This is a genomic window from Odoribacter splanchnicus DSM 20712 (assembly GCF_000190535.1).
In the GTDB taxonomy this organism is placed as follows: Bacteria; Bacteroidota; Bacteroidia; order Bacteroidales; family Marinifilaceae; genus Odoribacter; species Odoribacter splanchnicus.
In genome coordinates, this window is record NC_015160.1 from 1669470 (window position 1) to 1695995 (window position 26526).

16 protein-coding genes and 1 pseudogene are annotated in these 26526 nt (G+C 44.8%); 4 read left to right on the forward strand and 13 right to left on the reverse strand.

Features of this window, described 5'->3' with window-relative positions; all coding sequences use genetic code 11:
- Nucleotides 1-3: 3 nt before the first annotated feature.
- The 3 genes from ODOSP_RS07020 to ODOSP_RS07030 all read right to left on the reverse strand — a co-directional run bounded on the left by ODOSP_RS07020 (nucleotide 4) and on the right by ODOSP_RS07030 (nucleotide 6611).
- Nucleotides 4-585 carry a flavin reductase family protein gene (locus ODOSP_RS07020; RefSeq protein WP_013611658.1) on the reverse strand — a complete coding sequence of 194 codons (582 nt, stop codon included), beginning with the start codon at nucleotides 583-585 and terminating at the stop codon, nucleotides 4-6.
- 132 nt (nucleotides 586-717) lie between these two features.
- A complete protein-coding gene (rocD, locus tag ODOSP_RS07025) occupies nucleotides 718-1929 on the reverse strand; it encodes an ornithine--oxo-acid transaminase (RefSeq protein WP_013611659.1) in 1212 nt (403 codons plus the stop codon).
- Nucleotides 1930-2078: 149 nt separating this feature from the next.
- Nucleotides 2079-6611 carry a translocation/assembly module TamB domain-containing protein gene (locus ODOSP_RS07030; protein ID WP_013611660.1) on the reverse strand — a complete coding sequence of 1511 codons (4533 nt, stop codon included), beginning with the start codon at nucleotides 6609-6611 and terminating at the stop codon, nucleotides 2079-2081.
- Nucleotides 6612-6686: 75 nt separating this feature from the next.
- On the opposite strand from ODOSP_RS07030, the gene tsaD reads away from it, so the two are divergent.
- Entirely contained in the window at nucleotides 6687-7706 is a 1020-nt protein-coding gene (gene tsaD / locus ODOSP_RS07035) for a tRNA (adenosine(37)-N6)-threonylcarbamoyltransferase complex transferase subunit TsaD (RefSeq protein WP_013611661.1), read from the forward strand.
- Nucleotides 7707-7735: 29 nt separating this feature from the next.
- On the forward strand, nucleotides 7736-8665 hold the full coding sequence (locus ODOSP_RS07040; protein ID WP_013611662.1) for an NAD(P)-dependent oxidoreductase: 930 nt from the start codon (nucleotides 7736-7738) through the stop codon (nucleotides 8663-8665).
- Between the two features lie 697 nt (nucleotides 8666-9362).
- Here ODOSP_RS07040 and ODOSP_RS07045 read toward each other — a convergent pair.
- The 10 genes and pseudogenes from ODOSP_RS07045 to ODOSP_RS07085 form a co-directional block, all read right to left on the reverse strand.
- Nucleotides 9363-10232 (reverse strand): ChaN family lipoprotein, encoded by an 870-nt coding sequence (locus ODOSP_RS07045; protein ID WP_013611664.1) that lies wholly within the window; start codon nucleotides 10230-10232, stop codon nucleotides 9363-9365.
- Between the two features lie 10 nt (nucleotides 10233-10242).
- Nucleotides 10243-10575: a DUF2149 domain-containing protein gene (locus ODOSP_RS07050; RefSeq protein ID WP_013611665.1), complete on the reverse strand. Its 333-nt coding sequence runs from the start codon at nucleotides 10573-10575 to the stop codon at nucleotides 10243-10245.
- Nucleotides 10572-11174: a MotA/TolQ/ExbB proton channel family protein gene (locus ODOSP_RS07055; protein ID WP_013611666.1), complete on the reverse strand. Its 603-nt coding sequence runs from the start codon at nucleotides 11172-11174 to the stop codon at nucleotides 10572-10574. The genes ODOSP_RS07050 and ODOSP_RS07055 overlap by 4 nt, the downstream gene beginning before the upstream one ends.
- Nucleotides 11175-11203: 29 nt before the next feature.
- Nucleotides 11204-11914, reverse strand: a complete 711-nt coding sequence (locus tag ODOSP_RS07060; RefSeq protein WP_013611667.1) for a hypothetical protein — start codon at nucleotides 11912-11914, stop codon at nucleotides 11204-11206.
- An 8-nt stretch (nucleotides 11915-11922) separates the two neighbouring features.
- Nucleotides 11923-16008: a cobaltochelatase subunit CobN gene (locus tag ODOSP_RS07065; protein ID WP_013611668.1), complete on the reverse strand. Its 4086-nt coding sequence runs from the start codon at nucleotides 16006-16008 to the stop codon at nucleotides 11923-11925.
- A gap of 102 nt (nucleotides 16009-16110) precedes the next feature.
- Nucleotides 16111-17523, reverse strand: a complete 1413-nt coding sequence (locus ODOSP_RS07070) for an HmuY family protein (RefSeq protein WP_013611669.1) — start codon at nucleotides 17521-17523, stop codon at nucleotides 16111-16113.
- A gap of 28 nt (nucleotides 17524-17551) precedes the next feature.
- On the reverse strand, nucleotides 17552-19858 hold the full coding sequence (locus ODOSP_RS07075; protein WP_013611670.1) for a TonB-dependent receptor: 2307 nt from the start codon (nucleotides 19856-19858) through the stop codon (nucleotides 17552-17554).
- Between the two features lie 263 nt (nucleotides 19859-20121).
- Nucleotides 20122-20475: pseudogene (locus ODOSP_RS20190) on the reverse strand (DUF362 domain-containing protein); the annotation flags it as partial.
- A 45-nt stretch (nucleotides 20476-20520) separates the two neighbouring features.
- Nucleotides 20521-22437, reverse strand: coding sequence for a TonB-dependent receptor (locus tag ODOSP_RS07080; RefSeq protein WP_041557242.1), 1917 nt, complete (start codon nucleotides 22435-22437; stop codon nucleotides 20521-20523).
- Nucleotides 22438-22627: 190 nt separating this feature from the next.
- Nucleotides 22628-24013: an MATE family efflux transporter gene (locus ODOSP_RS07085; RefSeq protein ID WP_013611672.1), complete on the reverse strand. Its 1386-nt coding sequence runs from the start codon at nucleotides 24011-24013 to the stop codon at nucleotides 22628-22630.
- Between the two features lie 251 nt (nucleotides 24014-24264).
- On the opposite strand from ODOSP_RS07085, the gene ODOSP_RS07090 reads away from it, so the two are divergent.
- Complete coding sequence (locus ODOSP_RS07090; protein ID WP_013611673.1) at nucleotides 24265-25959, forward strand: NUDIX domain-containing protein; 1695 nt, start codon at nucleotides 24265-24267, stop codon at nucleotides 25957-25959.
- A gap of 36 nt (nucleotides 25960-25995) precedes the next feature.
- On the forward strand, nucleotides 25996-26514 hold the full coding sequence (gene dcd, locus ODOSP_RS07095) for a dCTP deaminase (protein ID WP_013611674.1): 519 nt from the start codon (nucleotides 25996-25998) through the stop codon (nucleotides 26512-26514).
- Nucleotides 26515-26526 lie beyond the last annotated feature (12 nt).

Consider the following 26526-nt stretch of genomic DNA (forward strand, 5'->3'; position numbering starts at 1 on the left):
CTCTTATTTCTTATTTTTCTTCTTCTTTTTCTCCACGGACCATCCGAATTTCCCGATCTTCTTGCCCAGACCGAAATATTCCCCATGAGTATACACCAAAGGATTTGCACGGTCGAGTTCAAATTTTCCCGTTTCGGGGTTCAGATACCGGTCATCGGCCTGTACATTCACCACTTCGGCCAGAAACAGATCATGTGATCCCAGAGGGACGATCTCTTTCACCCGGCATTCGATGCATACAGGGGCTTCTTCAACAATCGGCGCCCGAACCACTCCGGCCTTTCCGGGCGTGAGTTTCATCTCTTCGAATTTCCGGTAATCGCGCCCTGAACGAACTCCACACCAATCCGTAGCAAAAGCCAGGTCTTCGGTTGTCAGGTTGATAACGAATTCGCCCTGTCGCCGAATGATCGGATAAGAATACCGCTTCGGCCTTACCGAAATATAACACATGGGCGGATTGGTACAAACCGTTCCAGTCCAGGCCACTGTAAACAAATTATATTCTTCGGGAGTCGCACCGCAACTCACCAGCACTGCCGGTAAAGGATAAATCATCGTTCCCGGTTTCCAATTGTGTTTCATACCCATTCGTTTTCCAGACCGTCGTATGAACCGATCGGCCTGCGACAAAGATACAAAAAGACGAAAGGCATTCTCTCGCCCTTCGCGTCTTTTATTTTAGCAGCCGGCACCTATGCTCCGGCTGTTGTCAAGCTATTCGAATTCAGCTATCGTATTTTCTATAATACCGATGGCTTCCATGAGTTCCATCTTGTTGATCACCAAAGGTGGGGCAAAACGGATAATATGCTGGTGGGTCGGTTTAGCCAATAAGCCTTTATCTCTCAATTTCAAACATACATCCCAAGCGGTTTTACCGTTCTTAGGCTTAATCACAACGGCATTCAACAATCCTTTACCACGTACCAGTTCGATCATATCCGAATGGATTTTACTGATCCGATCCCGGAACACTTGTCCCAATTTCTCCGCATTCTCGGCTAGTTTTTCGTCCCGTACCACTTCCAAAGCAGCAATGGACACTCTGGCTGCAATCGGATTCCCCCCATAGGTCGATCCATGTTCACCGGGTTTGATACAAAGCATAATATCGTCGTTGGCCAGTACACAGGAAACCGGCATCATTCCCCCCGACATCGCTTTACCTAGCACCAGAATATCCGGATGTACTCCTTCATGGTCACAAGCCAGTAATCTACCGGTACGTGCAATTCCCGTTTGTACCTCATCGGCAATAAACAAGACATTTTTGGATTTACACAGTTCATAGGCTTTTTTCAGATATCCTTCATCCGGCACAAAAACACCGGCTTCCCCCTGAATCGGTTCCAACAGAAAACCGGCCACATCAGGATCCTGAAGTGCTTTCTCCAAAGCCGGAATATCATTATAAGGAATCTTGATGAATCCGGGAGTGAAAGGTCCGTATCCGGCATACGATTCGGGATCGTTAGAGAGCGAAACGATCGTAATGGTACGTCCATGAAAATTCCCGTCACAAACGATAATCTTGGCCTTTCCATCGGGTACCCCCTTTTTCATATAAGCCCATTTCCGACAGAGTTTCAACGCTGTTTCATCGGCCTCTGCTCCTGTATTCATCGGTAACACCTTGTCATAACCAAAGAATCGGGTCACAAATTCTTCCCATTCTCCCAGCACATCATTATAAAAAGCCCGCGAAGTCAATGCCAGTTTCTGAGCCTGATCGGTCATTGCCTTCACAATCTTCGGATGACAATGTCCCTGGTTCACAGCCGAATAAGCAGAAAGAAAATCGAAATACTTTTTTCCATCTGTATCCCAGACATAAATACCTTCTCCCCGTTCGAGTACCACAGGTAGCGGGTGATAGTTGTGAGCCCCGTAACGAGCTTCTCTGTCTATAAATTCTTGTGCTGTCATAATATATAAAGTTTAAGTTCGTAATCGTTTGCAGCATGCAATTTGTAAAAAAAACAGCATATTAAAAACAATTTCCCGTTTTTTTTATAAAATCATTTTCAAACCGGAATTTATCATAACGGTGAAAACAGACAGAACACCTATCCCGCTTACTTTCTCTTTCGTAAAAAGCCGAAATATTTCCGCAACAGTTCCCGCAAAGTATCGAATGATTCCTGATAAGACACCCCTACTCCCTGAATGGTTTCCGTATTATTATATAGCAGCTTCTCGTTCGTATGGGAGTAAGCCTTCATTTTCAACGATCCTTGTTTATTTAACTTCACTTCGATATCGAAGTCTCCGGCAATATTATTTTTGCGATTCTCGTCCCCGGCAGCGTTCCGATTACCTCCGACATCCATATTTCCGTTAGCAGAAATCGTAATCCGGTCATCGAGAAGCTGAGTTGAGACAGCCAGTTCGAACTCATCCGATGTCATTTCTTTTTCCCGGTCTCCCCGACGGTAAGCAAACCCGATATCTACATTGCTGCTAAACTGTGAAAACCAACGGGATAACTGATTGGAAAACATCTCCGTCAAAGTCGTCACCCCTGCCGTCTGGGCTTGTAAACCATAATCCCCCGTATTGTCTGTCCGGTAGAATCGGTTCAATACCAACAGAGAAAACATTTGTTTATTAATCTCGTCCTGGCTGGAAAAAAGACTCTGGATATAACTTTTACTCTGGGTTTCCAGTGTCGGGAAGTTTATATCGAATTTTACTACCGGATTGGTCAGGTTATCACTCAGATTCAGGATACATTCCACCGGAACCTTTCTTCCCGATTCCGTAGCGATCTTTTCATCGGGATTCGACTCATCGGAAGAGAGTTTTTCTGCCGGTAACAATTCGGTAATCGTCGTTTTCAAATTATATACCGCATTGATATTCAACATTGCCTCATAAGGCGAACCGCTCCAGGAAATCGTTCCCCCGGGAGTAAGTACAAATTTTTTATTCACCAGGTTGCTCAAAGTAAAGAGATAATCCCCTTTTGCAATCTGATATTCCCCGAACATATTCAGATTTCCGTCTTTATCGAAAGTGATCTTAATATCTCCGTTTCCCGTAGTTTTCAGAATATCTCCGACCGTCGGGTCAAAAATCACCTGTACATTCAGCTTATCGTTGACCTCCAGGTTCGCATTCAAATTAATATCCGATACTGCCGATTTAGGTTGTATCTTCTGATTCTCCGGCTGTCCGGTATGGACAAAATGCAAAAAATTATTGGACTGCTCCGTCATGCCTGCCGACAAGGGAAGATACAAACGGGAATCATTCTCCGTCCGGGCATTGACCGTGACATTATCCACCCCATTATGGTTATCCAAATCGGCCAACCCACTCAGATATACCTGACCATAAAACGATTCGTTATCTGCAAAACCGGTATTCAGCACCATAAACTTTTCAAACCGGGCATCGAGGCGGTAACGATTTTCCCAAAACTGATATTCTCCATTCAACACCGCTTGCTGCCCATGAATATCTTTCATATAAAAATTACGAAACAACAGATGATTATTTACGATATGAACGCTATCGTGAACAAAAAATTTAGTATTCAAAACATTGACTTTCATCCCTACCGAATCGAAATAGACAAAACCGGAAATATCCGGCTTATAGGTATTTCCTGAAATCCGCACATTCCCGGACAAATTCCCGGCAGTCTCCGTGACAAAATCAGAAGCATAGATTCCTAACCGCTCCAATCCCACTTTTTCCAAATGTATGCCGACATCAATCGTATCCTTCTCGGGCGTATAATACCCCTGTACCACTAAGGGCACAGCATCGTCTACTCTGTTTTCAGCTCCGACAATGACGTTTCTGTTATCCGCATCCCAATACGAACGCAGGCTCAACGATCCTAAAGTATCCCGGTTGATTCCCCAGTTATCGACATTAAAATCGGTAATCAACATAAAATTTTTATAATAATCCTGAAGAGTCAGCGAACCGGTAGCGATTCCGAACAAAAATGGCCGGTGTTTCAAAGCGATCCGGCTTACATTCTCCAGATTGAAATTCTCGAGTTTCACGAATAGCTTTTCTTCAGTAGATTCGGAGAGTTTACCGTTAACCGACAAACTCTCTTTTCCCCGCTGCATAAAAAAGTCACTTACATCAATCTCTTTACCGGCGATAAAAACCGAAGATTCCTTGACCCGCCAAACGCTATCGTTCATCACAATGACTCCCGGATGAATCCGGATTTCCGTGTTATAACCATACTTTTCATCGGGAGAGAAAACGACACAGGCAGACAATTCCCCGCTATAAGTCTTATCTCCCCAATTACACCAGCTCAATCTATTGTCCAGATGGTTATCCGCAAGCGTTAACTCATTCCTGACATTATAAAGCTGGTATCCATTGCCATAAATGAGCCGGTCGGTAGTATATTTCATATCCAGCCGTTGCATATCCCCCACCAGATCGATTTTGGAATGAAGCAGGCTGATGTCCTCATAACCGATCGAATCGGTCGTCAGGCGAAGACGCAATTGTCCGGTTTCATTCCGGTAATCGGAAGTAATCAATGTACCCGAAGCTATATACAAATCAGGATAGAGAACCTGCAAAATCCGGCCGGCATCTTTTACCTGCACGGTATATTGAAAATCGAACTTTTCAGGTTCTTTCCGTTTCGGATACTTCCGGGTCTTTTTAGGCTGATGTACCGAATAAGCCGGTAAATAATTTTGCATCAATCGAAAAACAAACGGAGCAGGGCGCAATTCCCGAAAATTTCCCGAAATAAAAAGATCCACGACATCCGATTTTAAAGTAGTAGTATTATGATCTCCCTTCTGGTTATCCTCCATACTAATTTTATCTATCGTGAATGTAGCTGTATCACAGGTATATTTGAAATCCGTCAGGGATAAATTGGTAAAACTCTTATTTTCCTGCCCGGCATGAATGATCTCGAACGAAGTTTCGAGCGCCTCCAGTCCCCCTTTTATATCCAAACCGAATGCCGCCAATTCATCGATCCGTAACTGTCCCCGGGTACTCAAAAAATTCAGGGAATCACTCAAATCATAAGCCAGCAATACCCCTCCCTGCATCTGCTCGTTCTCCACGGTGGCCATCACATCCAGCTTTCCCGTCTCATAAGTCATGGCCACTTTCATATCTTTGACATTCCCTTGATGGATATTCAGACGCTCCACTTTCGAATCTATATGAAACGAAGGTCCCCGGGTATCCCAGACTCCTGCATAACTACCGGACAAACTACCGTATCCCAGCATCGACAGCCCGGACAACTTTCCACAGTCGACCTGATAAAAATGAAAATCCCCACCCATGGCATCACAATCGGGCTTTTTGTCCGGACAAGGAGCATAACGAAACGTCAGATTTCCTGCCAAAGCCGGAGTAATACTCTTCGCCTTCACCATAAAATCCGATAATGTACCTTCGAAACAAATCGACTCGAAATCGACAAAAGAAAAATGATGCAGAGGTTCCGGAACCGGAATATACCTATCGAACCAGGGCAAATAGACGGTTTCCAGATCATCGGGATTCAAATGCGCCTTATACAAATCGATATGAAACCGTGTATTCCATACATCCGGCAACCCTTCCGATTTAAAACTTCCCTGAAAAACGGTTTTATCCCCTAACTCAAAATAAAGGTCATGACCTTCCAGCTTATTGATGGTGTTATTGACAATACCGCTGCATTTCACCGTATTATCGATCCCTCTCAGCACTCCGTTAAAATATGCCAGATCGATAAAACTCACCGACGAGGGCCCTAATTCATAATATTGTTGCATCCGGGTCGTAAAATAACGCCAGTCGTGCTGATCGGGTGTCCAGCTGAATTCCAGTTTCATCAAGTCGAGACTACTCCGTTCAAGTTCTATCCGTGCATCCGTAATCGTCAAATTACTCTCCCGGATCCGAACCCGTCCATCCAATTCCTTCATCCTCAATCCCGACTTCTCGATAAAACTCAAACCGGAAACGACGATCTGTGAATATTCATCCCCAAAGTCAAAATCCGTAATATCGACATTCAAATCCCGGCATTCCACATCCGTCCAGTTAACGCCATAATCCACCGGTTCATATTCTTCTTCACGATAAGTGAAACGGGAATCCCGCAGACTGACCTTCTTCAATCCCATCAACCAACCGCTCTGTTTTTCACCGCCCTCCCCCTCTGTATCGGCAGGAGCGACCCGCTGTAAAGAATCCAGAAACATCTCTATATTTGTCGGCGATCCTTCCCCACGCGATATCCATAAATTAAAATCAGCCTGATTCAAAACAATTTCACCGATCGTGAAACTCTTGTTTACGATATTGAAAGAATCTGCCTTTACCCGCAAATCCTGGCAATATAATAAAGTATCGTTTTTAAAGTCTTTTAATAAAACTTCTTTCAGTACCAAAGATTTTACCGGACGGAAATCGACATGGCCGATCTGAATAGTAACACCGGTAGACGCTTTAACCTGCTGAGTAATATATTGAACCAACGCAGTTTGTACATACGAAGTCTGTAACAGGAGATAAAGCATCCCTGCCAGTAACACCACTCCCGTTGCACAAAACAATAATATCCGAAGAACCTTTTTTATACCCGCAGTTATTTTTAGTTTGCTCACAAAAATATTAATATTGCATCAGATTTGAAAACGATTGGAGTTCAAAGATTAGAGAATAAAGTTTAAAGAATAAATATGACTGTAATTTTAGGAATCGAGTCTTCTTGTGACGATACCTCTGCTGCAATATTGAAAGATGGCCTTGTGCTAAGTAATGTCATTGCCAGCCAGAAAGTGCATGAAGCTTATGGCGGAGTTGTCCCTGAACTGGCCTCACGGGCACACCAGCAAAATATAATTCCCGTGGTATCAGAAGCCATCAAAAGGGCCGGTATCGAAGTGAAAGACATCGATGCTGTAGCTTTTACCCGCGGACCGGGGTTATTGGGCTCGCTCCTGGTAGGTACTTCTTTTGCTAAAGGTTTTGCCCTGGCCAATCATTTACCTATGATAGAAGTAAACCACCTGCAGGCGCACATCCTGGCTAATTTTATCAAAGAACCGGGAGTGGAAAGCCGGCAGCCTTCTTTCCCTTTCCTGACCCTGCTGGTGTCGGGCGGAAATTCGCAGTTGATCGTTGTACACGATTACCTGAAAATGGAAATGATCGGACAAACGATCGACGATGCTGCGGGGGAAGCCTTCGACAAATGTGCCAAAGTGATGGGATTACCCTATCCCGGCGGTCCGATTATCGACCGACTCGCGAAAGAAGGTAATCCGGAACGCTTCACTTTCAACAAACCGCAAATACCGGGGCTCGATTACAGTTTCAGCGGACTGAAAACTTCATTCCTCTATTTTCTGCGGGATGAACTGAAAAACAATCCCGATTTCATTCAGGATAACCTGAACGACTTATGTGCTTCTCTTCAAAAGACTGTTATCGATATTCTGATGTCTAAATTGAAAAAAGCAGCCAAACAAACGGGAATAAAACAAATAGCCATCGGCGGAGGTGTTTCGGCCAATTCGGCTTTACAAAAAGCAGTACATGACGAAGCAGCCTGCTCAGGCTGGGAAGTTTTTATTCCGCGTCTGGGATTTTCCCTCGATAATGCCGGGATGGTAGCCGTTACCGGTTATTACAAATACCTGGCAGGACAATTTATCGGCCTGGACGCAGCTCCCTTTGCCCGAACCACTCTCGAGTAAATCCGTATAATCCCTATAATAACGATGTTATGAAACTCCTTGTCACCTACAATATTCCCCGGGAACCCTTCCAGAATCTGCCTGCAGATTGGGAAATCACCTTTCCGGAAAAGGAAGAATTCAGTAAAACGGAATTGCTGCGCATACTACCCGATTACGATATTATGCTGGCCATATTTCATGCTCCGATCGACAGGGAAATCATCGATGCCGGAAAAAAGCTGAAGCTAATCAGCAATTATGGAGTGGGTTATAATAATATCGATATCACCTATGCCCGTGAAAAGGGTATAGCTGTGACCAATACCCCGAAAGCGGTCAATAGTCCTACGGCCGAGCTGGCACTGGCCCTGATGCTGAGTGCAGCCCGCCGGATTACCGAATGCAATCAACGTATCCGCATAGAAAAAGAAAGTATGTGGGGCACTATGCGCAACCTGGGGTTCGGATTGGAAGGAAAGACCTTGGGCATTATAGGCCTGGGCAATATCGGTAAAAATGTCGCCCGTAAAGCAGAAGCTTTCGGAATGAATATCATTTACTATAATCACCACACCGAAGTTCCCGGTTACCGACGGGTCGAACTGGATACCCTGCTCCGGGAATCCGACTTCGTCACTCTTCATACCCCCTTGACTCCCGCTACCCGGCACCTGATCGGACAGCGTGAACTGAGTTTGATGAAACCGACAGCCATTCTCGTCAATACAGCCCGGGGAGCTGTTGTCGATGAGCAAGCACTGGCCGAAGTATTGAAAAAACGTCAAATAGCAGGTGCAGCCCTGGATGTCTTCGAAGACGAACCTCACATCACAGAAACCCTCTACGCTTTGGAGAACGTCGTACTCACCCCCCACATCGGAACCGGCACCATCGATGCCCGCATCGCCATGGGTCGTGAAGCCCTCGAAAACATCCGTCATTTCCTGGCAGGTAATCCAACCAATGTCGTCAATTAATATCATAGTTACAGCGGTCAGGGTTAATTTTTCCGTTAAAACTATTCTAAATGTAGGTTTATTTTGTTACTTGTTCGTCTTCGGTATTCGTGTTCGGGGCCCCGGTCGCTTCTGTCGGTCGTCTACCTTTTTCTATCACTGACCGGCGGAACTCCTCGCAGGCTCGTCAGACACCACCGGTCGGGCGTTCAGAAAAAGCAAGACGACACTCGCCAGAGCTCCAATGGTCCCCGAACACGAACACCTCCGACTTACGTTATCACTACATAGGAAACGAACTGTGACCTGAAAAGTATAAATTTCTATCAAACAGCTGTTTTTCTGAACCCTTACATGAGGGATTAATTCAGCCATCGGTATTTTATAGAAATAATCCGGTCAGGTAACCCAGGTATCCGTACTCCGGTCAGGGTGGCCTGCCCTTTCATTCAATAAAACTTTCCTTCTTTGCCCTGTAGTGCTGACGGAAGATGCAGGGTTTTGTGGCGGAAGACCATTGGAGCAGGAACGAGGGTCCGGTTAGGTTTTCCGAACGCCCGACCGGTGGTGTCTGACGAGCTTGCGAGGAGTTCCGCCGGTCAGTGAAGGAAAGCCTTACCGGACCGTTCCAGGCGAACCGGTCTGACGGCACAAAACCCGGAATCGGAATAGAAAGAAAAAATAAACCTACCTATAACTTGAGATTCGCAACTTCTTTTCAATAGGTCGTTGTCATATCCGTAGGGACACAAATATAAAAATCGGCTTTTCGCATGACATCCTTATCCAGTTTATCCGTCTTTTCCTGACGCACCACTTCAACGGTGGCTATTTTCAAACCGGGGCGATACCGGTTGAGATAAGTGATGATTCCGGCTTGGTTAGCAGAATGAAAGCTGCCGTTCAAGTGGACGAAGTACGATCCGATGTTCTGAGCAATCGACCATCCCATCGTTGCATCCTTCAAAGCCTGAGCTTTGGCCAGCTTCTCCGTATCCTCTTTTTTAGCTCCCGGCATTTCCATCGAACGGAAATATGTTTCAACCCCTTCATTCCGGACATAATTTAAAGGCAGCGGTGCGATATAATTTTTCGCTTCTTCCGACAATTGTTCCAAAGCCCCGAATCCTCCGCGGGATACCATAGCGGCATACCTGCGGGGTACATTCGTAGCAACGAAAGGAATCCGGTTGGTTTTAGCAAACTCTACGATCTTTTTATAGTCGGTCGGATAATTCGGCCATAGTTTTGCTTCCTTAGTGAAACGCTCGGCTGTAATCAATCCACTCAAATATTCATCCAACACCAGTTGATCGTCCCGTTCGAACATTTCAGCCCCGATCATCAACCGATCTTTATGAAGAGCATATAGATCCCGGACAATCTCATATTCCATCCAATGTGCTATCGGACAATTGTGTATCTCTCCGATAAATACAACCTGTTGTTCACCCAAAACACTCATCATATGGGCATAGTCGGTTTCCTGCCCGTCGGCATCGAATAAAGTATAGGCTCTTTTCTCCTGAGCAACGACCAAGCCGCCAGTCAGACAGAACCAAAGTATTATTATCATTCCTATTTTCATCATCTTTCTATTATTCAGGCACATAGATAATTTCTCCGTTTTCAAGTTCATAAGCTATACCAACCCTTTTTCCTTTCGAGCCGGAGCTTTGTTCGTTCGAAGGCGTATATTTATTGATTTTATTTCCCTCTTTCATGATAATCTCCATATTGTCTTTCCCAGGATTTTTCACGATAGTAAAATCTTCCTGAGTAAAAACTTCGGTCATATTCATGTGCATCACCATTGCCACCATCAGGGCTACCGCAAAAACCATAGCCACATCGAACAGGTTGACCACCACACTCAGCGGATCGGCATCTTCCTGAACGGCAAATTTGCTCTTTCGCCTCGCTGTTCTCATGCTTCTGTATTTTTCTCGTTTAACTTCCGGGCCACATAATCCAGATTATTCACATCTTTTGCATACCAGCGTTGTTTAAATTGCAACGACACCAAACCGACGGCACTAACTACCAAACCGACAACCGTAGTTGCAAAAACCACCTGCATATTATAAGCCATACCGGCGATATCTCCGGTAGAAAGTCCTACCAAGGCAGGGCTCATAGCAATCAAGGTGCCGATCAATCCCAATACCGGTCCCATCTTAGCCAGTAACTTCGAAAGAATAACATCCTTCTCTGCATCGTTCTCAAAATTCGTGATCAGATAATCCGAATAATCCGGACTGGGAGGTGTGGTCAATAAATCACGGAGATAGCGGATATACAAAGAGTTATCCCTACCGGGTAAAGCACCTTTCAGTTCACCGATCGTATCGGGCGTCAGTTCTTTGATCAGTCTGTTCATCTGTTTGTCATTTTTCCGTTTGGTCATGTATTGATTATAAACTCCTCCGATTAGCAACAACGACCGGATAAACAGTAATAATAAAAGAATAATATCCGGTATAAGCAGGCTGTTGGCCACCCAAAAAAGCACTTGTGAAATAGTTTCCATAGATTATAGTTTAATTTAAATATTATCGATTATTTACGAGAAGTCGTTTGGTGGGTACTTCGTTTCTGTAAAAGGACCCATTTCAATTTATTCCAACCCATACCCAGCAAGAAAAAGATCAGAAACAAGCCAAAAGCAAAAGCCAATGCCTTCCAATTTGTCGGTTCTTTAACTGCCTGATAGGTAACATTTCCATTCACTGTAGTCAGCAAGCCGATGATACAAACAAAAAGACTAACGAGAAAATGTACTTCCAGCCGCAATTCTTTTTCAGGTAAAAGATACCTGAAAAAGTAACACAGCAGAGGAAGCATCACCACCACTCCTATAGCAAAAACATAGGACAGGATCGAAAAGGATATCCCCGGAAAACTAAAGATCAGCTCGGTCTGTAAATAAAACAGGACGGGAAAAATAAGCAAGGTCGGATACCATTTCAAAGACTTCACCCACCACTTTTCCTGTTGGCCGAACCATCCCCGCAATACAGCCACACAATACGCAAAACAAACGACAGCCTCGAGCGTAATGATCACTGCCATATTTTGCAAAGCCACTGTATTCTGAAGGTAGTCGGCCAGCTGGGTTTTGGATTGCAGGATAGCAACCGGATAAGTAGCGGTAATGAAAATACCACAGATCAATCCGAACAAAGCTGCCTGCCAGCCTTTCCAAAAACTAAGCTTCAACAGGCAATTGACCAGGATAAATAAGATAAGTATACTGATAACTAATTCCATATCGATATTTAATTCCCTTTTCTTTTTTTCTTCAAAACCAGCAACAGTATCACAAACAGAGCGAATACCCCACCAGCGATCCATACGCCGTTCAAGGCATTTTTCTCTCCCCGTTCAGCCTGAGCTACCTCATCTTTTTTCAGGACCATTCCTTTTTTATCGGTAGCCACCTGAGCCGTTTTCATGGATTGAATCTGCTCTTTGTAAACAGTGGCACGTTCCGGCTGTACCCGGCTGGCGATATAATCCTGCAGTTTGGCATTCCCTCCGGCAAATCCGCTCCCGGCCGATCCGAACTCTTTCACCAGATCGGTATGCAAATTTGCCAGGGTACTGATCTGTTGTTCCGAAGCCTCCCACATCCCCTTCCGGGCAGTCTCGAGCATCACTGCTGTGATCTCCTGCAAAGCGGCCGGATTTTGTTGTTTGAAAAAATCTTCGGTTCCCAACTTGTAAGAATCCGTCACATAAACATCATAAATCTGATTCCACATAGCGTCGTCGATTACTTCAGGCTTGGTGACATTCCACCCGTAAGTGTTCGTTACCACTTCTGTAATCTGTGAAGCACTCGACGCCCCTCCTTTCATCACTTCTTTGATATATTCCGGATTGAAAATCGTCGAACGCGATTCCACTCCGATAGCCTCCTTCAAATCCTGCATTCTCACCCGGTTGCGATTCCGGTAATCGGCAAAATAAGCCTCGGGATCTTTACCGGTGACATTACGTACAGCCAAGTTCATGCCTCCCATAAACTCATATACATGATCCAGGCTCAATGCTCCCCAGGTATTGCTTTGCCGGGGTTGAACGACAACATCCGTATGGTGTAATACGGCCCGCAACAATCCGCTTTTCATTTCTCCCCATTCTTTCTCACTTCCGTAGACAGCCCCCATATTATTGATGTAGGTATCGGCTATTTCTTTTTCATCTTCCCATTTATCCCCACTGGTGATCATTCCCTGAATTCCGGTTCCGTACATGCCGTTCACACCACCGAACACTCGTTTTGCAGACATTTCGCGGGCTTCTTTAGGCGAAACTCCCTGTTCCACCAGTAACCGTTCCGTCTCTACCGTGCTTTCCGCCACCCGATTGTCGTATTTATCATTTGCAGAAGCGGCCGCCATTTCCACAGCTCTCGAGATCAACGCAAGCCGTGAAGCCGCTAAATCCCGGAACTGGCCGGAGGTCTGAACCACCACGTCGATACGGGGACGTCCCAAAGTTTCCGAAGGAATCAAACGCAGGTCCGACACCCGTCCATAAGCATCACGCACCGGCTCTACACCCAACATATAAAGCACTTGTGCTATAGTCGCTCCTTCACTTTCGATAAATTCACTGCTCCAGAAAGTATAACTCACTTTACGAGGATAATCACCGTGAGTCTTCCGGTATTGAGCAAGCGTATTTTCGACCAATTCTTTTCCTTTCGTCCAAGCCTGTTCCGATGGAGTGGCCTCGGCATTGACAGCATATAAATTACGACCGGTAGGTACTGCCTGCGGATTAGCGACTGCATCTCCTCCCGAAGTGGGAGCGATATATCCACCCGACAAAGCATTCAATACCGACTGCATTTCCTGCTCCGGACTATTTTCCAAAGCCAGCTTATAATTCACAATATTCGTAATCGTACGTTCCACTTCGGTGATCGCCCGGGCTTCCGCTTTCTGTTCATTGGTATACTGCACTACCGGTTTCGCCTTACCTTTCCCCATCATCCCCCTTTTCGGAGGAGTAAGAATCGTATGTGCTTCTTTCAATTTTTCAGGAGTGATCCCCGCGATCTGACAAACCAGTGCCTCATCGGCTTTTTTACCGTCCAGTACCTGACTGACCAACCGTTTGGCCGGATCCAGATATCGCTGAGTAAAAAACACCTTACTATTCAATTGTTTATCAGACACTTTTCCATTTTGTTTATCCAAAGCTGCCAAGCTATAAGCTATCGGATCTGTGCTCATCGCCAAAACCGATGAACGAATTTTTTCCGGGGAATAAGGAATACCGGTCGTATAAAGCTGTCCGGTCATTTTTTCATTGGCAATCTCCTCGGCAAAATTCTCGATACGCTCGATCTCCTCGGTCGAATAGGGACGGTCCAACAGGCTATCCAAACGCAGTTCCCGGTGTAATCCCATTTCCACCGCAATTTTCTTTACAGCCAAAGAGGCCTGTAATTGCCCGGATTCATCTGTTTTGTAATAAGTCTGAATCTCATTTTCCAGTTTCTTATACTGTCCCCGGGTCTTACTTTCCATAAAAGGCGGAGTCAGGTAAGAAATAGTCGTTGCATAAGAACGCCTTTTAGCCATCATACTCTCTCCCACATTTCCGATCGTATAATAATAAAAATGAGGGACAGTGCCTACCAGCCGGTCCGGCCAGTCGTAACTACTGAGTGCCACCTGTTTCTGAGGAGTAAATTCCAGACTACCGTGTGTCCCGAAATGGATCATCGCATCGGCACCGAAAGCATATCGGGCCCACAGATAAGCTCCGATATAGGTATGCGGCGGTGCGGTTTTAGCGCCGTGAACAATAGCAAAAGCATCATCCCCGACAGCCGCCATCGGCTGAGGCAATAAGACCACATTGCCCAGATCTATCCGAGCCACCGCCAGATAGGACTTTCCATTTTCTACCGTACTCATATAGTTTCCCGGAGCTTCTCCGTATATCTTCACCACATCTGCATAGAGCCCTTGCGGAAGAGCTTGTTTCACCCATGATTCATATTCCGACTTTTCCACCAGAGCGGGATGACCGTTCTTCATAAAATCGTCGAAAGCACCTTCTGCATAAGTACTCAGTACAGCCCCTTGTGTCATCAGCAACTTTTCGAATTCATTCTCGGTAGCCGGAAGGTTTTCTACTTTATACCCTTCAGCTTTCAGTCTTTTGATCAGATTATAAAGCGAAGGTACCGTCTCCAGACCCTGTGCTGTCAGCGAAGATTGTCCTGCCCCTTTGAAATAATAGATCGCCACCCTTTTATCGGCATTCGCTTTTTGTTTCAAGCGGATAAAGTGACTGACAATCCCGGTAAAATTCTTTAAGCGTTCGGGGATCGCTTTGAACAGATACACCCCGTCTTTATCCAATTCCTGGTCATTCACCACATAGGGATAGATCGCTCCATCCAACTCCGGCACAACGACACTTTGCGACATAAATCCGCCGAACATCCCCATCGGATCTTTTTCCCATTCCTCCCGGGTTTGCAGGATCGACAGAGGTGAAAAAAGAGGGATATTCCGTTCTTTCAGCCATTCTACAGCTGCATCGGCCTGCCCCATCACCATACGCCCATGGGCAAAATGAATCACCGCATCCGGCTGGATTTCTTTCAGGAAAGCCAACCGTTTCATATAAGAGGAAATCGGATACACATTCAGGCCGGCACGCTGAAATGAAACGATCAGACTGTCGATATTATCCCGGTTGCCACTGAAAGGATCGTTCAAGCCACCGACAATAGCCACTTTGGGTTGCCCTTCCCGATAGAAACCATGTCCTTTTATATAATTCTCATAATCCGTCACTGTAGAGAAAGAAAGATTTTCATCTAAGTGGAAAAGTACATCCGAAGCACTCTCCACCGCAGTGTCGGCCGGAGTGACGAAGAAAAGCTTCCGGTCGATCTGCCGGCGTATATACCGGGCCATATTCCGGTAATTCTTTTTATTTCCATTCCCGATATAAGAGGTTATATCAGCCTTGGTGATACTATCCAGGTTACAAATATTATTTTCCGGATTCGTAGCTGCATAAATATAAACAGGAGTTCCTTTATCGGCAGCCTTTTGAAGTTGTTCCCGTTGTCCGGCTGTCATCCGTAATCCCATACCGAAACCCAATACAAAGTCATACCGGTCCAGGCGTCCCAATTCCTCCAGAGGGACTTCTTCATACTTTATAAACTGATCTTCATTCGATTTTATTAAGCTGGTCGTTTGAAAATTTTGAAAATTGACCAGTCCGATCCGGGTAGTAGAAGCCCATTTACTCCAAGCCATCCAGCCACACAACAACACCAGAAGAAGTATAACCGTTCCTATCCACTTTTTGTTTTTTGTCATCTTTTAAAATTTAAACTTTCAATTTCGCTTTTTCACACCATTTGGCCGGCAGTCCCGGGAAGTCCGGATCTGCCAGCCAAATCTGATCGCTCATGTCCTACATTATTTCAACAATGCATATTCTATTTCAGGCCGTCCGCGTTCGGTGCCATCGGTACCGGTCCCGAACTTCGTAAAACGGAGTTTATAATAGTTTCCATAACTATCTTTCAATACATAAAAACGATCTGTTTTCACGCCGGCATTCGTCACTCCCGGCATAGCAGGTGTACGCCAGGTAGTACCGATCACATTGGCTTTCTTTTCAAAATCGGCCTTCGAGGTTATATCCGTTACCTTAAAATTATCGTAGGTAGTCTGTTCATCCACCATGACCACGGCAGTCTCTACTCCTCCTACACTATTAGAAGTAACCACATCCTGTGAAAAAGCAGTCACAGGACCGAAAGCCATTTGTGAAACGGCAGCAGCATAGGCCCACATGATATCCCATTTTTTCCCTTCGGCCTGTGCATCCACTTTCTCACCGGATTCGAGTGAAAGCCCGACAAAATTATAGATCGGATTTTTCGCTATTTCCACGGTCTTCGGTGTCGTATCCCCTACTTTTCCATATTCTACCCGGTATCCTTCGCCATTACGGGTTACTTTCACTTTATACCAAAGACTTCTATTTTCTGTCCCGTCGGTATTGGTCTTGTTATCGGCAGAAGCGACAAAAAAGACTTTATTTTCAGCTGCATTTTCTGCAATCATCCCGAAAGCTGTTTTAGTCAAATCGCCTTCCACATCATCTATCCAGTCGGCGGAAAAATCTTCAGACATCGCTCCGGCCGCAATATTAGGAGCTTTTTGAGCATCTTCGAGTGTCACAGCTGCAAAGTCAGTTTTCTCCGATGCCACAGCTACCGTAGCATAAGACGAATTTAAAATAACCCTGAATTCATCCCCGCAATAAAATCCCAGATTCCAGCTTTTTCTTTTAATTTGTATCTGACTGTTATTGCTCAGATCGACATATACCATATTGGCATATTTTTCGGCCCCGTCATTTCCTTCCAATGTCAATTTTCCTCCGGTAGAAACAATCGGACTAAAGGACAAGTTCATTTCCTGAAGTGTACCGATTTTATAGCCCTCACTCAGCGACAGGGACAGAATCCGAAACTTCACGTTGCCCTCCGGAGATTTACCGTCGGCTTTAGCTACTGTAAACGAGCCGCTAGCCTGCCCCGCAGGGATATTCACCACCACCTGACCGTTAGTCAGAGCCGGGGTAACGGTAATATCCGACTCGGATACCTCCGTAGAAATCATCTGTACGGTAACATCCAAACTCTCCTTGGTTGCCCGGCTAAGCTTTATCCCCAGGTCTATACCGGTACCATCCATACCGGCATCCGATACGGCAAACTCTACGGAGATATCCTGCATTTTCAAACCATCGTCGTCATCACTACAGGAATAACATCCTAAAAATGCGACACAAGCTAAAAGATAAATTACTTTTTTCATGTTTTATTTTATTTGATTTATACTGATACTAATTGAATTTTCCGTTCAATAAGAAACTCAACCCCACCGACCAACTTCGTCCGCAGCCTAAATAGCTGACAGAAGGCGTATCGTTAGGAGATTCGGCAATTGTCTCGAGTGAAGTCAGATTAAAAAGGTTTTTAACTCCTGCATTCAGATGGAGAAATGAAGTCAGTTTTTGAGTAACTGTAAGGTCACCGGTATGATAGCTTTTCATTCCCCTCAGGTAGATTTCACTTTCTTTCTTATTATCGGCTGTCGTATATTCATGATAATAATACTCTTTTCTTTCGCCAGTGTATTTATAGAACAAGCTGATATCCGTACCGGTCTTTTCGATGTGATAACTGATGCTGGTACTCACTTCGGGAGAATACCGGAATCGGGGCATACTTTTATCCCCGGTAGCATACCGGTTGTAGCGCCCGATCAACGACACATTCAGATTTGCCCGAAGTCCTCCCCAGCTCAACGAATTCTCCAAAGATCCACCTACCGTTTTGTAACGGTCGATATTATAATAGGTATTATAATTCGGAATATCGACATTCTGAGCCAGACTGATCTTATCCCTGAAATCATTATAAAATCCGCTCAAAGTGGTTGTCAGATGTATTTTCTCGCTATGCAATACCCGGTAGGCAACAGACCCCGTAATATTGTGGGAATATTCGGCCTTCAAATCCGGATTCCCGTCTATATCATGATTATCATTGTGGAAAGAGAAATAGAGTTCCTGCAAAGTCGGAGAACGGAATCCATAGGCATAGGACAACCGTAAATCCATATGTTTGGTCAACTTGAATTTGGTCAATACCGAGGGGATAGCTATCGGAGCATCGTAATCGGCAACGATAAAGGTTCGTACTCCGGGACGTAAACTCAGCCATTCCCAGGGTTTATATTCGGCCGAGAGAAAAAAAGCCAGGTCCGAAACTTTCGGTGTACCGTCGATACGTCCGCCTTCACCTTGCGTCCACTGATATTCTACTCCCGGCTGTACACTGAATTCAGGTGCAATATTCCACGCAACCGTAGCCCGGGCTATCCAGGCTTTGTATTGGGTAATGTCCTGACTCGCTTCGGCAGAAGAAAGCCATTTCTCTCCGGTCGACAAATCACTCTCCGTCGTCCGGGTACGCCGTTTATAATCCTGATAAGAAAGAGCTGCATGGACATCCAGACGGTTATCCAGCTTCCAATCCGACTGTAACTGATGGGTATACCTTTTGGTCAGAAAATCTTTATCGGAAACTTTTTCCGGCTGAAGTTCACTCCCATTATTGGGACCGAAAATCTTCTCATCGAGGAAATCCAACCGATACCATACATTCATATTCCGGTTCTGAAATCCGAACATCCCATTCATCAAAGCCTGATCTTTCGGATGCCAGCGTTTCTCCCGGCCGGTCAAATCTCCCTGCCAGCCTCCATGATTATTGCGGGTATATCCTCCATTGACAAAAAGTCCGCTTTTGTGGTTAAATCCCAGATCTATACTCTCATTATGAAGTCCCTTATCTTTAAAAAAATCATACTCTTTCCCCATAGATTCCTCTTGTACCCGGGCTCCCACTCTCCAGGTATTCTCCTCCGAATACCCATCCCCCTTTTTAGTGATGATATTGATTACCCCTGCCAAAGCATCGGTACCGTAAACCACCGACATCGGTCCCTCGACAATCTCTACCCGTTCGATACTATTCACATCTAACTGGCTCAGACTTTGTTTCGTCGCTCCCCGGTCGATCAATGGAATACCATCCAGCAATATTTTGACATTGTTTCCACTCATCCCCATCAATTCGAAATCCGTTTCACCCAAAGCCATATCGTTGGATAACCGGATTCCGATCTCTGTATTCAGCAAAGACTGTACACTGGTCGGCGCTTTCTGACGGATCTGTTCGCTATTGACTGTCCGTACTTTGTATAAAGAATTACGCATCGATTGAGGAGAAAACTGTCCCGTAACCACTACCTGTTCGAGCTGATTGATATTCTCCCGGATTTCAATATCCGCGAAATGATTCTCTTTTCCCTCTTCGATCGTAACGGGAAATTCCCGGCGATGTGCAGCTATGGATTGGACTATCATCGTATATTGTCCTGCCGGAGCCATAAATTCAAAATATCCTTTCCCATCCGAAGTACCTCCGTAAAACGTATTTTTCAATTGGATATTGATAAATTCAGCAGGAACACCATCGGTCGTTATAACATTTCCCGAAACTTTTACTTTTACACTTTTCTGCCCCCAAACACCGGATACAGAACAAATTAATAGGATTGTAATAAAGATATTTTTCAGCATCGCTTTTTAATTTATTGCGATTGCAAAATTATGGGAAGTAAGCTGGGAGGACAATCACCAAATATGGGTATTCTTCCTGTCCGGAATACCTAAGAATAAACAACGCATCACACACAACCAGCTAAAGACCGGTTTCCTTCCTCACTCCGAAAAATCCAAAAAAGAAAATAGCCGAGTTATGCCGGACGAAAGACATCGATTTATTCCCGGGAAGCACTTCTTTCTTCAGCAAAGAAAAAATAAACCCAGGTAGAATCAATACGCTATAATTTCATTTCTACAAGTTCATATTTCCGGTTACCCAGCCCGATAATCTCCGGCGTATTCAAGGGTATGAATGCCGTGACACGACTCCATTCGTTCTATCAAGTACACTTTACCGGGATCTCCGGACACATACACCCAATCGACACATGCCTGATCCAGGCCCCCGGAGCAAGTGAAGCCCAAATACCGATATCTCCCGTCTGAGGAGCAGCCGGATGTGCATCACAACCACAATCCACCTACAGGTTATTCGCAATGCTGATATACAAAATACGATCTCCGCAATGGTCGGCAATAGCTTTCGCAGCCTCGGCCATCGATTCCAGGAAATCATCCTGTACCGGAAGATTTCCTCACATCTCTGCCGGCTCTTTTGTTTTTACCGACTGTTTCGATTAAAAATTAATATTCATTCCGGCCATCACCGTAGCCTTAGGCATAGGAAATCCGTCGTTGATCTCATACCGTTGTGCCAGTAAGTTCTCTCCCCGGGCCCAGATATGAATCCACGACGCAGCCCGAAACTGTCCCTGCAAATTCCACATCACAAAATCTTCTTTCATATCTCTTCCCGTATTTCCTATTTTTACACCGGTATATAATCCGGCCACATACTGCACACCGGTCCCGGCAAACCAGCGGCCTTTGGAAAAAGTGGCTCCGGCATAAGCCTTGTGCCGGGGAGAAGCCAGTACAGGCTGTTCCATATGCAGATAACTGTAATTGGCATCTACCGACCAGACAGGAGAAAAACGATAAGCAAACTGCACTTCAGCTCCGGTATTTTCGATCTTTCCGGTATTGATATTCATCTGCCTGCCATCGACCGGCATTCTCATAATCAGATTTTCCCCATCGATATAAAAAACATTTACCCCATAAAAAAGCCGCCCCTTCATCGAACGCTGCGACCAGGCCAACTCATAATTCCACAGTCGCTCCGGTCTCAAATCAGGATTGGCCGGCCGAAACATATAAAGTTCCCGGATCGTCGGATAGCGGAAACCTTTCCCGGCCATCAGTTTTATCTCTGCATTCGCAGGCAAGTGGAACGACAATCCAGCCTGAGGAACCCATTCGGTCCCCACATGCGAATGATGGTCGATACGTACCCCCAAATCCAATGTCAACCAACGGTAAAGATGTTGGCGAAAATCTACATATCCGGCCATTTCGTCCTGCTTCTTATCGACTTGCGGTTGGCGTTCACCACCATTCACAGGTTGATTCCAGGACTCCCCGCCGAAATGAAAGAAATCGACTCCTGCTGTGAGACGGTTTCCTTTAAAGAGTTGTACACTCTGATACCACGACAGTCCCAGCATATCGTCCCGTGAATTAAAACGATAGTCCAGTGGTTCCCCTCCAACGGCATATCCATCGTTAATCCAATGCTTTCCCCAATTATAGAAGAAACTCAAAGCACCCGAAGTTTTTTCATAATTGTTTTCAAGTGCAAAAGAAGTCATACCTCTGGTGATCCGTTGATCATTATCTATCAATGGATCGGTAACCTTACCGGGGTTCGAAGCGTTGAAGTGGGTCAGGTTTACATCAGCCCGTACATTCCATGCCTGCGAAATCTCATATCCTAATTTCGCATAACCTCCTGCCTGCCCGAATTCCATATCCGGCCGATGTCCGTCGCTCCGGTTATACGAAGCGCTCACCACACTCGTAAAACGTCCGGTTTTCAGTCGGTTCGTTACTTCTGTCTGCAAGGTATTGTAAGAGCCATACCCCAGATTAAAATGGGTTTTCATGCCATCTTCCTGCATTTTACGGGTAACGATATTGATCACACCTCCCATTGCATTCGAACCGTACAATACCGATGCCGGCCCACGCAGGACCTCGACCCGTTCAGCTAAAAACGACTGATAAGCATCGGAAATCGGATGGGCGAAAAGCCCCATATATTGAGGATGTCCGTCGATCAACACCAACAGCCCGGTCGTCGGCACTCCCTCCTGCGGTGCACCACCGACTCCACGCAAAGACATCTGCCCGGCAGCACCTCCCGACACCCCGTATCCCATCATCCCCCGAGAGGTAATAAAAAGCCCCGGCACCTGTTCGGTCAACAAGGGAAGCAAAGAAGATTCATTACTCTGCTCGATCTGCTGGCGCCCCACCACCGAAACCGTCATCGGCAAATGGCGAATGTCGGTCTCATTACGCGTACCTGTCACTACCACCTCATCGATCGTATACGACCTGCCCTGTGGCAGACTGTCTCTTATCTCCTGGGCCCGGATAAATCCGCCCGGTAGCAGTAAAACTACTGCAAATAAAATATCAACTACTTTCATTTTCAGATATTGGATCATTTTGAATATATTCCGTCACCACGAATCACTTTTCATTCGGTTACAAAAATAAAAAATAGGTTTCATCCGGTTTGTATCTATTTTACCTGATTTATGACCAATATTACATACCTCTTATTACTTACAACAGCTTATAATAATTCCTGAAATCCTTATCACCTTTGAAGAGAGATCACCACTCCAAAGATTTTCTTTGTTTCATTCGATAATAACACCAACCGAAAATATCTGCCAAAAACCATCCGATAGGAATAGACCACCAGATTCCCCATACACCTATACCCGGAATAGCAGCTAAGGTATAAGCCAGGGCCACCCGGACACCCAGGGATATAACGGTCAACACGACAGACATTCCGGGTCTCCTGACAGCACGATAGAAACCATATAATAAAAACAACCAACCAATGCCACAATAAAAAGCTCCTTCAATCCGTAAATATTCGACACCGACAGAAATAATTTCCGTTTCATGTGCCGGAATAAAGATAAGCATCAGTGGCCTGGCCAAAATAAAAACGAGTACAGAAATAATAAGGCAAAAAATAAGGGTAACCCTAACGGCGACCCGGATTCCTTTGCGGATACGTTCGTGTTTTCCAGCTCCGAAATTCTGAGCGATAAAAGTAGAGAAGGCATTTCCGAAATCCTGAACAGGCATATAAGCAAACGAATCGATTTTAACTGCCGCAGCAAAGCCAGCCATAACAGCCGTACCAAAGCTATTGATCAGTCCCTGCACCATCAATATGCCGAAATTCATAACAGATTGCTGGGCACAAGTCAGCGAAGAATAGGTTGCAATTTCTTTGACCGTAGCCCACTTTAGTTGCATATTCTGGCGGGAAACCCTGAAATCCGGAAACCGGTAAAGGCTATAGAAACAGAGTCCGATCCCCGATACCGCCTGAGCGATGACCGTAGCCAGTGCCGCTCCGCGGACTCCCCAACCGAAAGACAGAATAAAAACCAAATCGAGCACAATGTTAAGAACAACAGCTACAGCCAGAAAGACCAAGGGCAGGACAGAATTCCCGACAGCCCGGAGTAAGGAAGCATAATAGTTATAGAGAAAGGTAAATCCGATTCCCCCAAAAATAATCCACAAATAATCCCGCATAAGGATATATACTTCAGCCGGGACCTGCAGTAACCGCAAAATAGGATCGATCCAGACAAAAACCGCAATATTCAGCAATAGCGTAATCACCCCGATCAATACCAGAGAGACAAAAATACTACGTTTCAAAGCTTCATGATCCCTGGCTCCGTACTGAAGTGAAAAAACAACCCCGCTTCCCATGCATAAGCCCAGGAGGACCGAAGTCAGAAAAATCATCAACGTATAGGCCGACCCCACAGCAGCCAAAGCCTTGGCTCCCAAAAACCGACCGACGATCAATGTATCGGCGATATTATAGAACTGCTGTAACAAATTTCCCAATATCATCGGAACAGCAAACCACAACATCCCCCATGTAATATTTCCGGTCACCAGACTGTGTGTTTTATTTCTCCCTTCCATCTGTACCCTCTTCGATAAACGCCCATCCTGCATAATACACGACTAAATTCAGACCTGCAAAAGTAGGAGAAAAAAGGCAACTCCTGCCCTTAACTGATGTTGAAATTTCAAAAGATCGCGGCCCACAACAAAAAAAGTAAAGTATATCGAAATTTATTACAAAGGTTTAGGGGAGGTGTTTGTTCTGTTTCTCAAATATTTGCTAAATTTGCCGAACGGTATAGCTGTTTTTTAGTCAGGTGCATCGATAATATTGATCTGATTTGTTTTAAGTGGATTACAAAATGGAAACTTCCGAAAATATAAAAAGTTACTATCAGGATTACATCAGCATATATAAGGATGAGACCGATAGACTAAAACAATTCAAAACCTTTATCGATAAAACAGAATCGGATCAATTGTTCGACCGTAAAAATTTTGTCGGCCATATTACCGGCAGTGCGATTATTTTTGATTACAAAAATTCCAAAGTACTTTTAATCAAACACATCATACTTCAACGTTGGTTACAACCGGGAGGCCATATTGAAAAAACGGACGCTTCCATTCTGGACGGTGTTTACAGGGAAATCCTCGAAGAAACGAGTATAGCCAAAGACGATTTGATGCTGATTTCTCCTATCTTCGGAAAAAAATTTCCCATCGACATCGATTCGCATCCCATACCCGAGAATCCGGCCAAACACGAAAAACAACACTTCCATCACGACCTCCGCTATTTTTTTATTTACAAAGGAGAAAAGATCACGGAAGAAAGCGAAAACTTAAAGTGGAGCGATGTATCCAGTTTATCCAGCCAGGTCACCTTCCTGAAATTAGTAAAAAAAATATGGGACCTGCTCGATATCGATTTGAATACGAGATTATTTTATGAAAATATCATTTCAAAGGCCCGGACAACCGGCGAAAATTATATTGCTGTCGTCGTTTCCCATATCATCCCCGATACCGTTCATTACTTAAGGGCCATCGATACGATCTTCCCTATTCAAACGATCGTCCCCAAGCCCAACTCGATCGACGAAAAGACTTACACGATCGTTCGGAAGGATTTTAAAATTTCGCATGTATGCCGGGAAGACATGGCTCAGGATACAGAAAACGAAGTGATCAGAATCCTGGAAAACACGAATGAAAAAATCCTGCTTTTCGATATTGGCGGATATTTCGCCCATATCCACGAGACCTGGCCTGTAACTATCCTCGAACGGATTGCTTTAATCATCGAAGATACCGAAAACGGCTATCAAAAGTATGAACATGTGATCGGAGACTCGGAGCGAAAGAAGCAGAACTACCCGTTTAAAGTCGTATCTGTAGCCAGAAGTCCTTTAAAAGAAAACGAAGACTTTCTAGTCGGTCAGTCCGTCTTTTTTTCGGCAGATGCCCTGATGAGAGAAGACGGGAAATTGATCCAATACCTGAAATGCGGAATTTTAGGTTATGGAAAAATCGGTCGGTCGATCGCCTCCCATCTCTTGCAGAGAGGAGTAAAACCCGCAGTTTACGATACCAATCCACTGAAAAGAGTATCGGCATTCAATGAACTTAACCGGATTCCGGACCGGGACTCCATAATAAAGGAATCGGACATTCTGTTTTCTGCCACAGGCAACAAATCCCTCAAAATCGAAGATTTCAGGGAATTGAAAAACGGATGTTATATCTTTTCCGTCACGTCTTCGGATGACGAACTGGAATTGGAATTTACCGGAGAATACGAAAAGCAAGAAGTAAGAAAACATATATTCAAATATTCGAATGAGAATATGAACTATTTTTTCCTGGTGAACGACGGGAATGCCGTTAATTTTATTTATAATGCCGTTATGGGAGATTTTATCCATTTGGTCAGGGCTGAAATGATATTGGCGATCAACGGACTGCCCGGTTATGCGCCCGGAAAAATTTCGACGGTCCCTACCGACATCAGAGAAAATATTGCGGAAAGCTGGTTAAAAGTATTCGAACCTTAAAATAAACAGAGATATAGTATAAATTAAATAGAACATATGATCATATCTGGATTAGAAATTAAGAACATGCTGAACAAGGAGATATTCATCGAGCCTTTCGACGACTCGAGATTAAATCCGAATAGTTATAACCTGAGATTACATAACGAATTGCTGGTATACGATTCGCATGTATTGGACATGAAAGTTAAAAATGAGACCAAGACCATCTCGATTCCTCCCGAGGGCCTGGTGCTCGAGCCCGGAATCGTGTATCTCGGCAGAACCGTCGAATATACCAAAACCCTGAATCATGTCCCGATGCTCGAAGGCAGATCGTCGATCGGACGTCTGGGAATATATATACATGTCACCGCCGGTTTCGGAGATGTGGGTTTTTCGGGTTATTGGACTCTGGAAATATCTTGTATTCAACCGGTACGGATATATCCGAACGTCGAAATATGTCAAATATTTTATCATACGATTTTAGGAGATTGCTCCAAAATGTATAAAAGTAAATATCAAAATAACGAAGGCATTCAGGCAAGTAAAATGTATGAAGAATTTCAATAAACCATTCATACA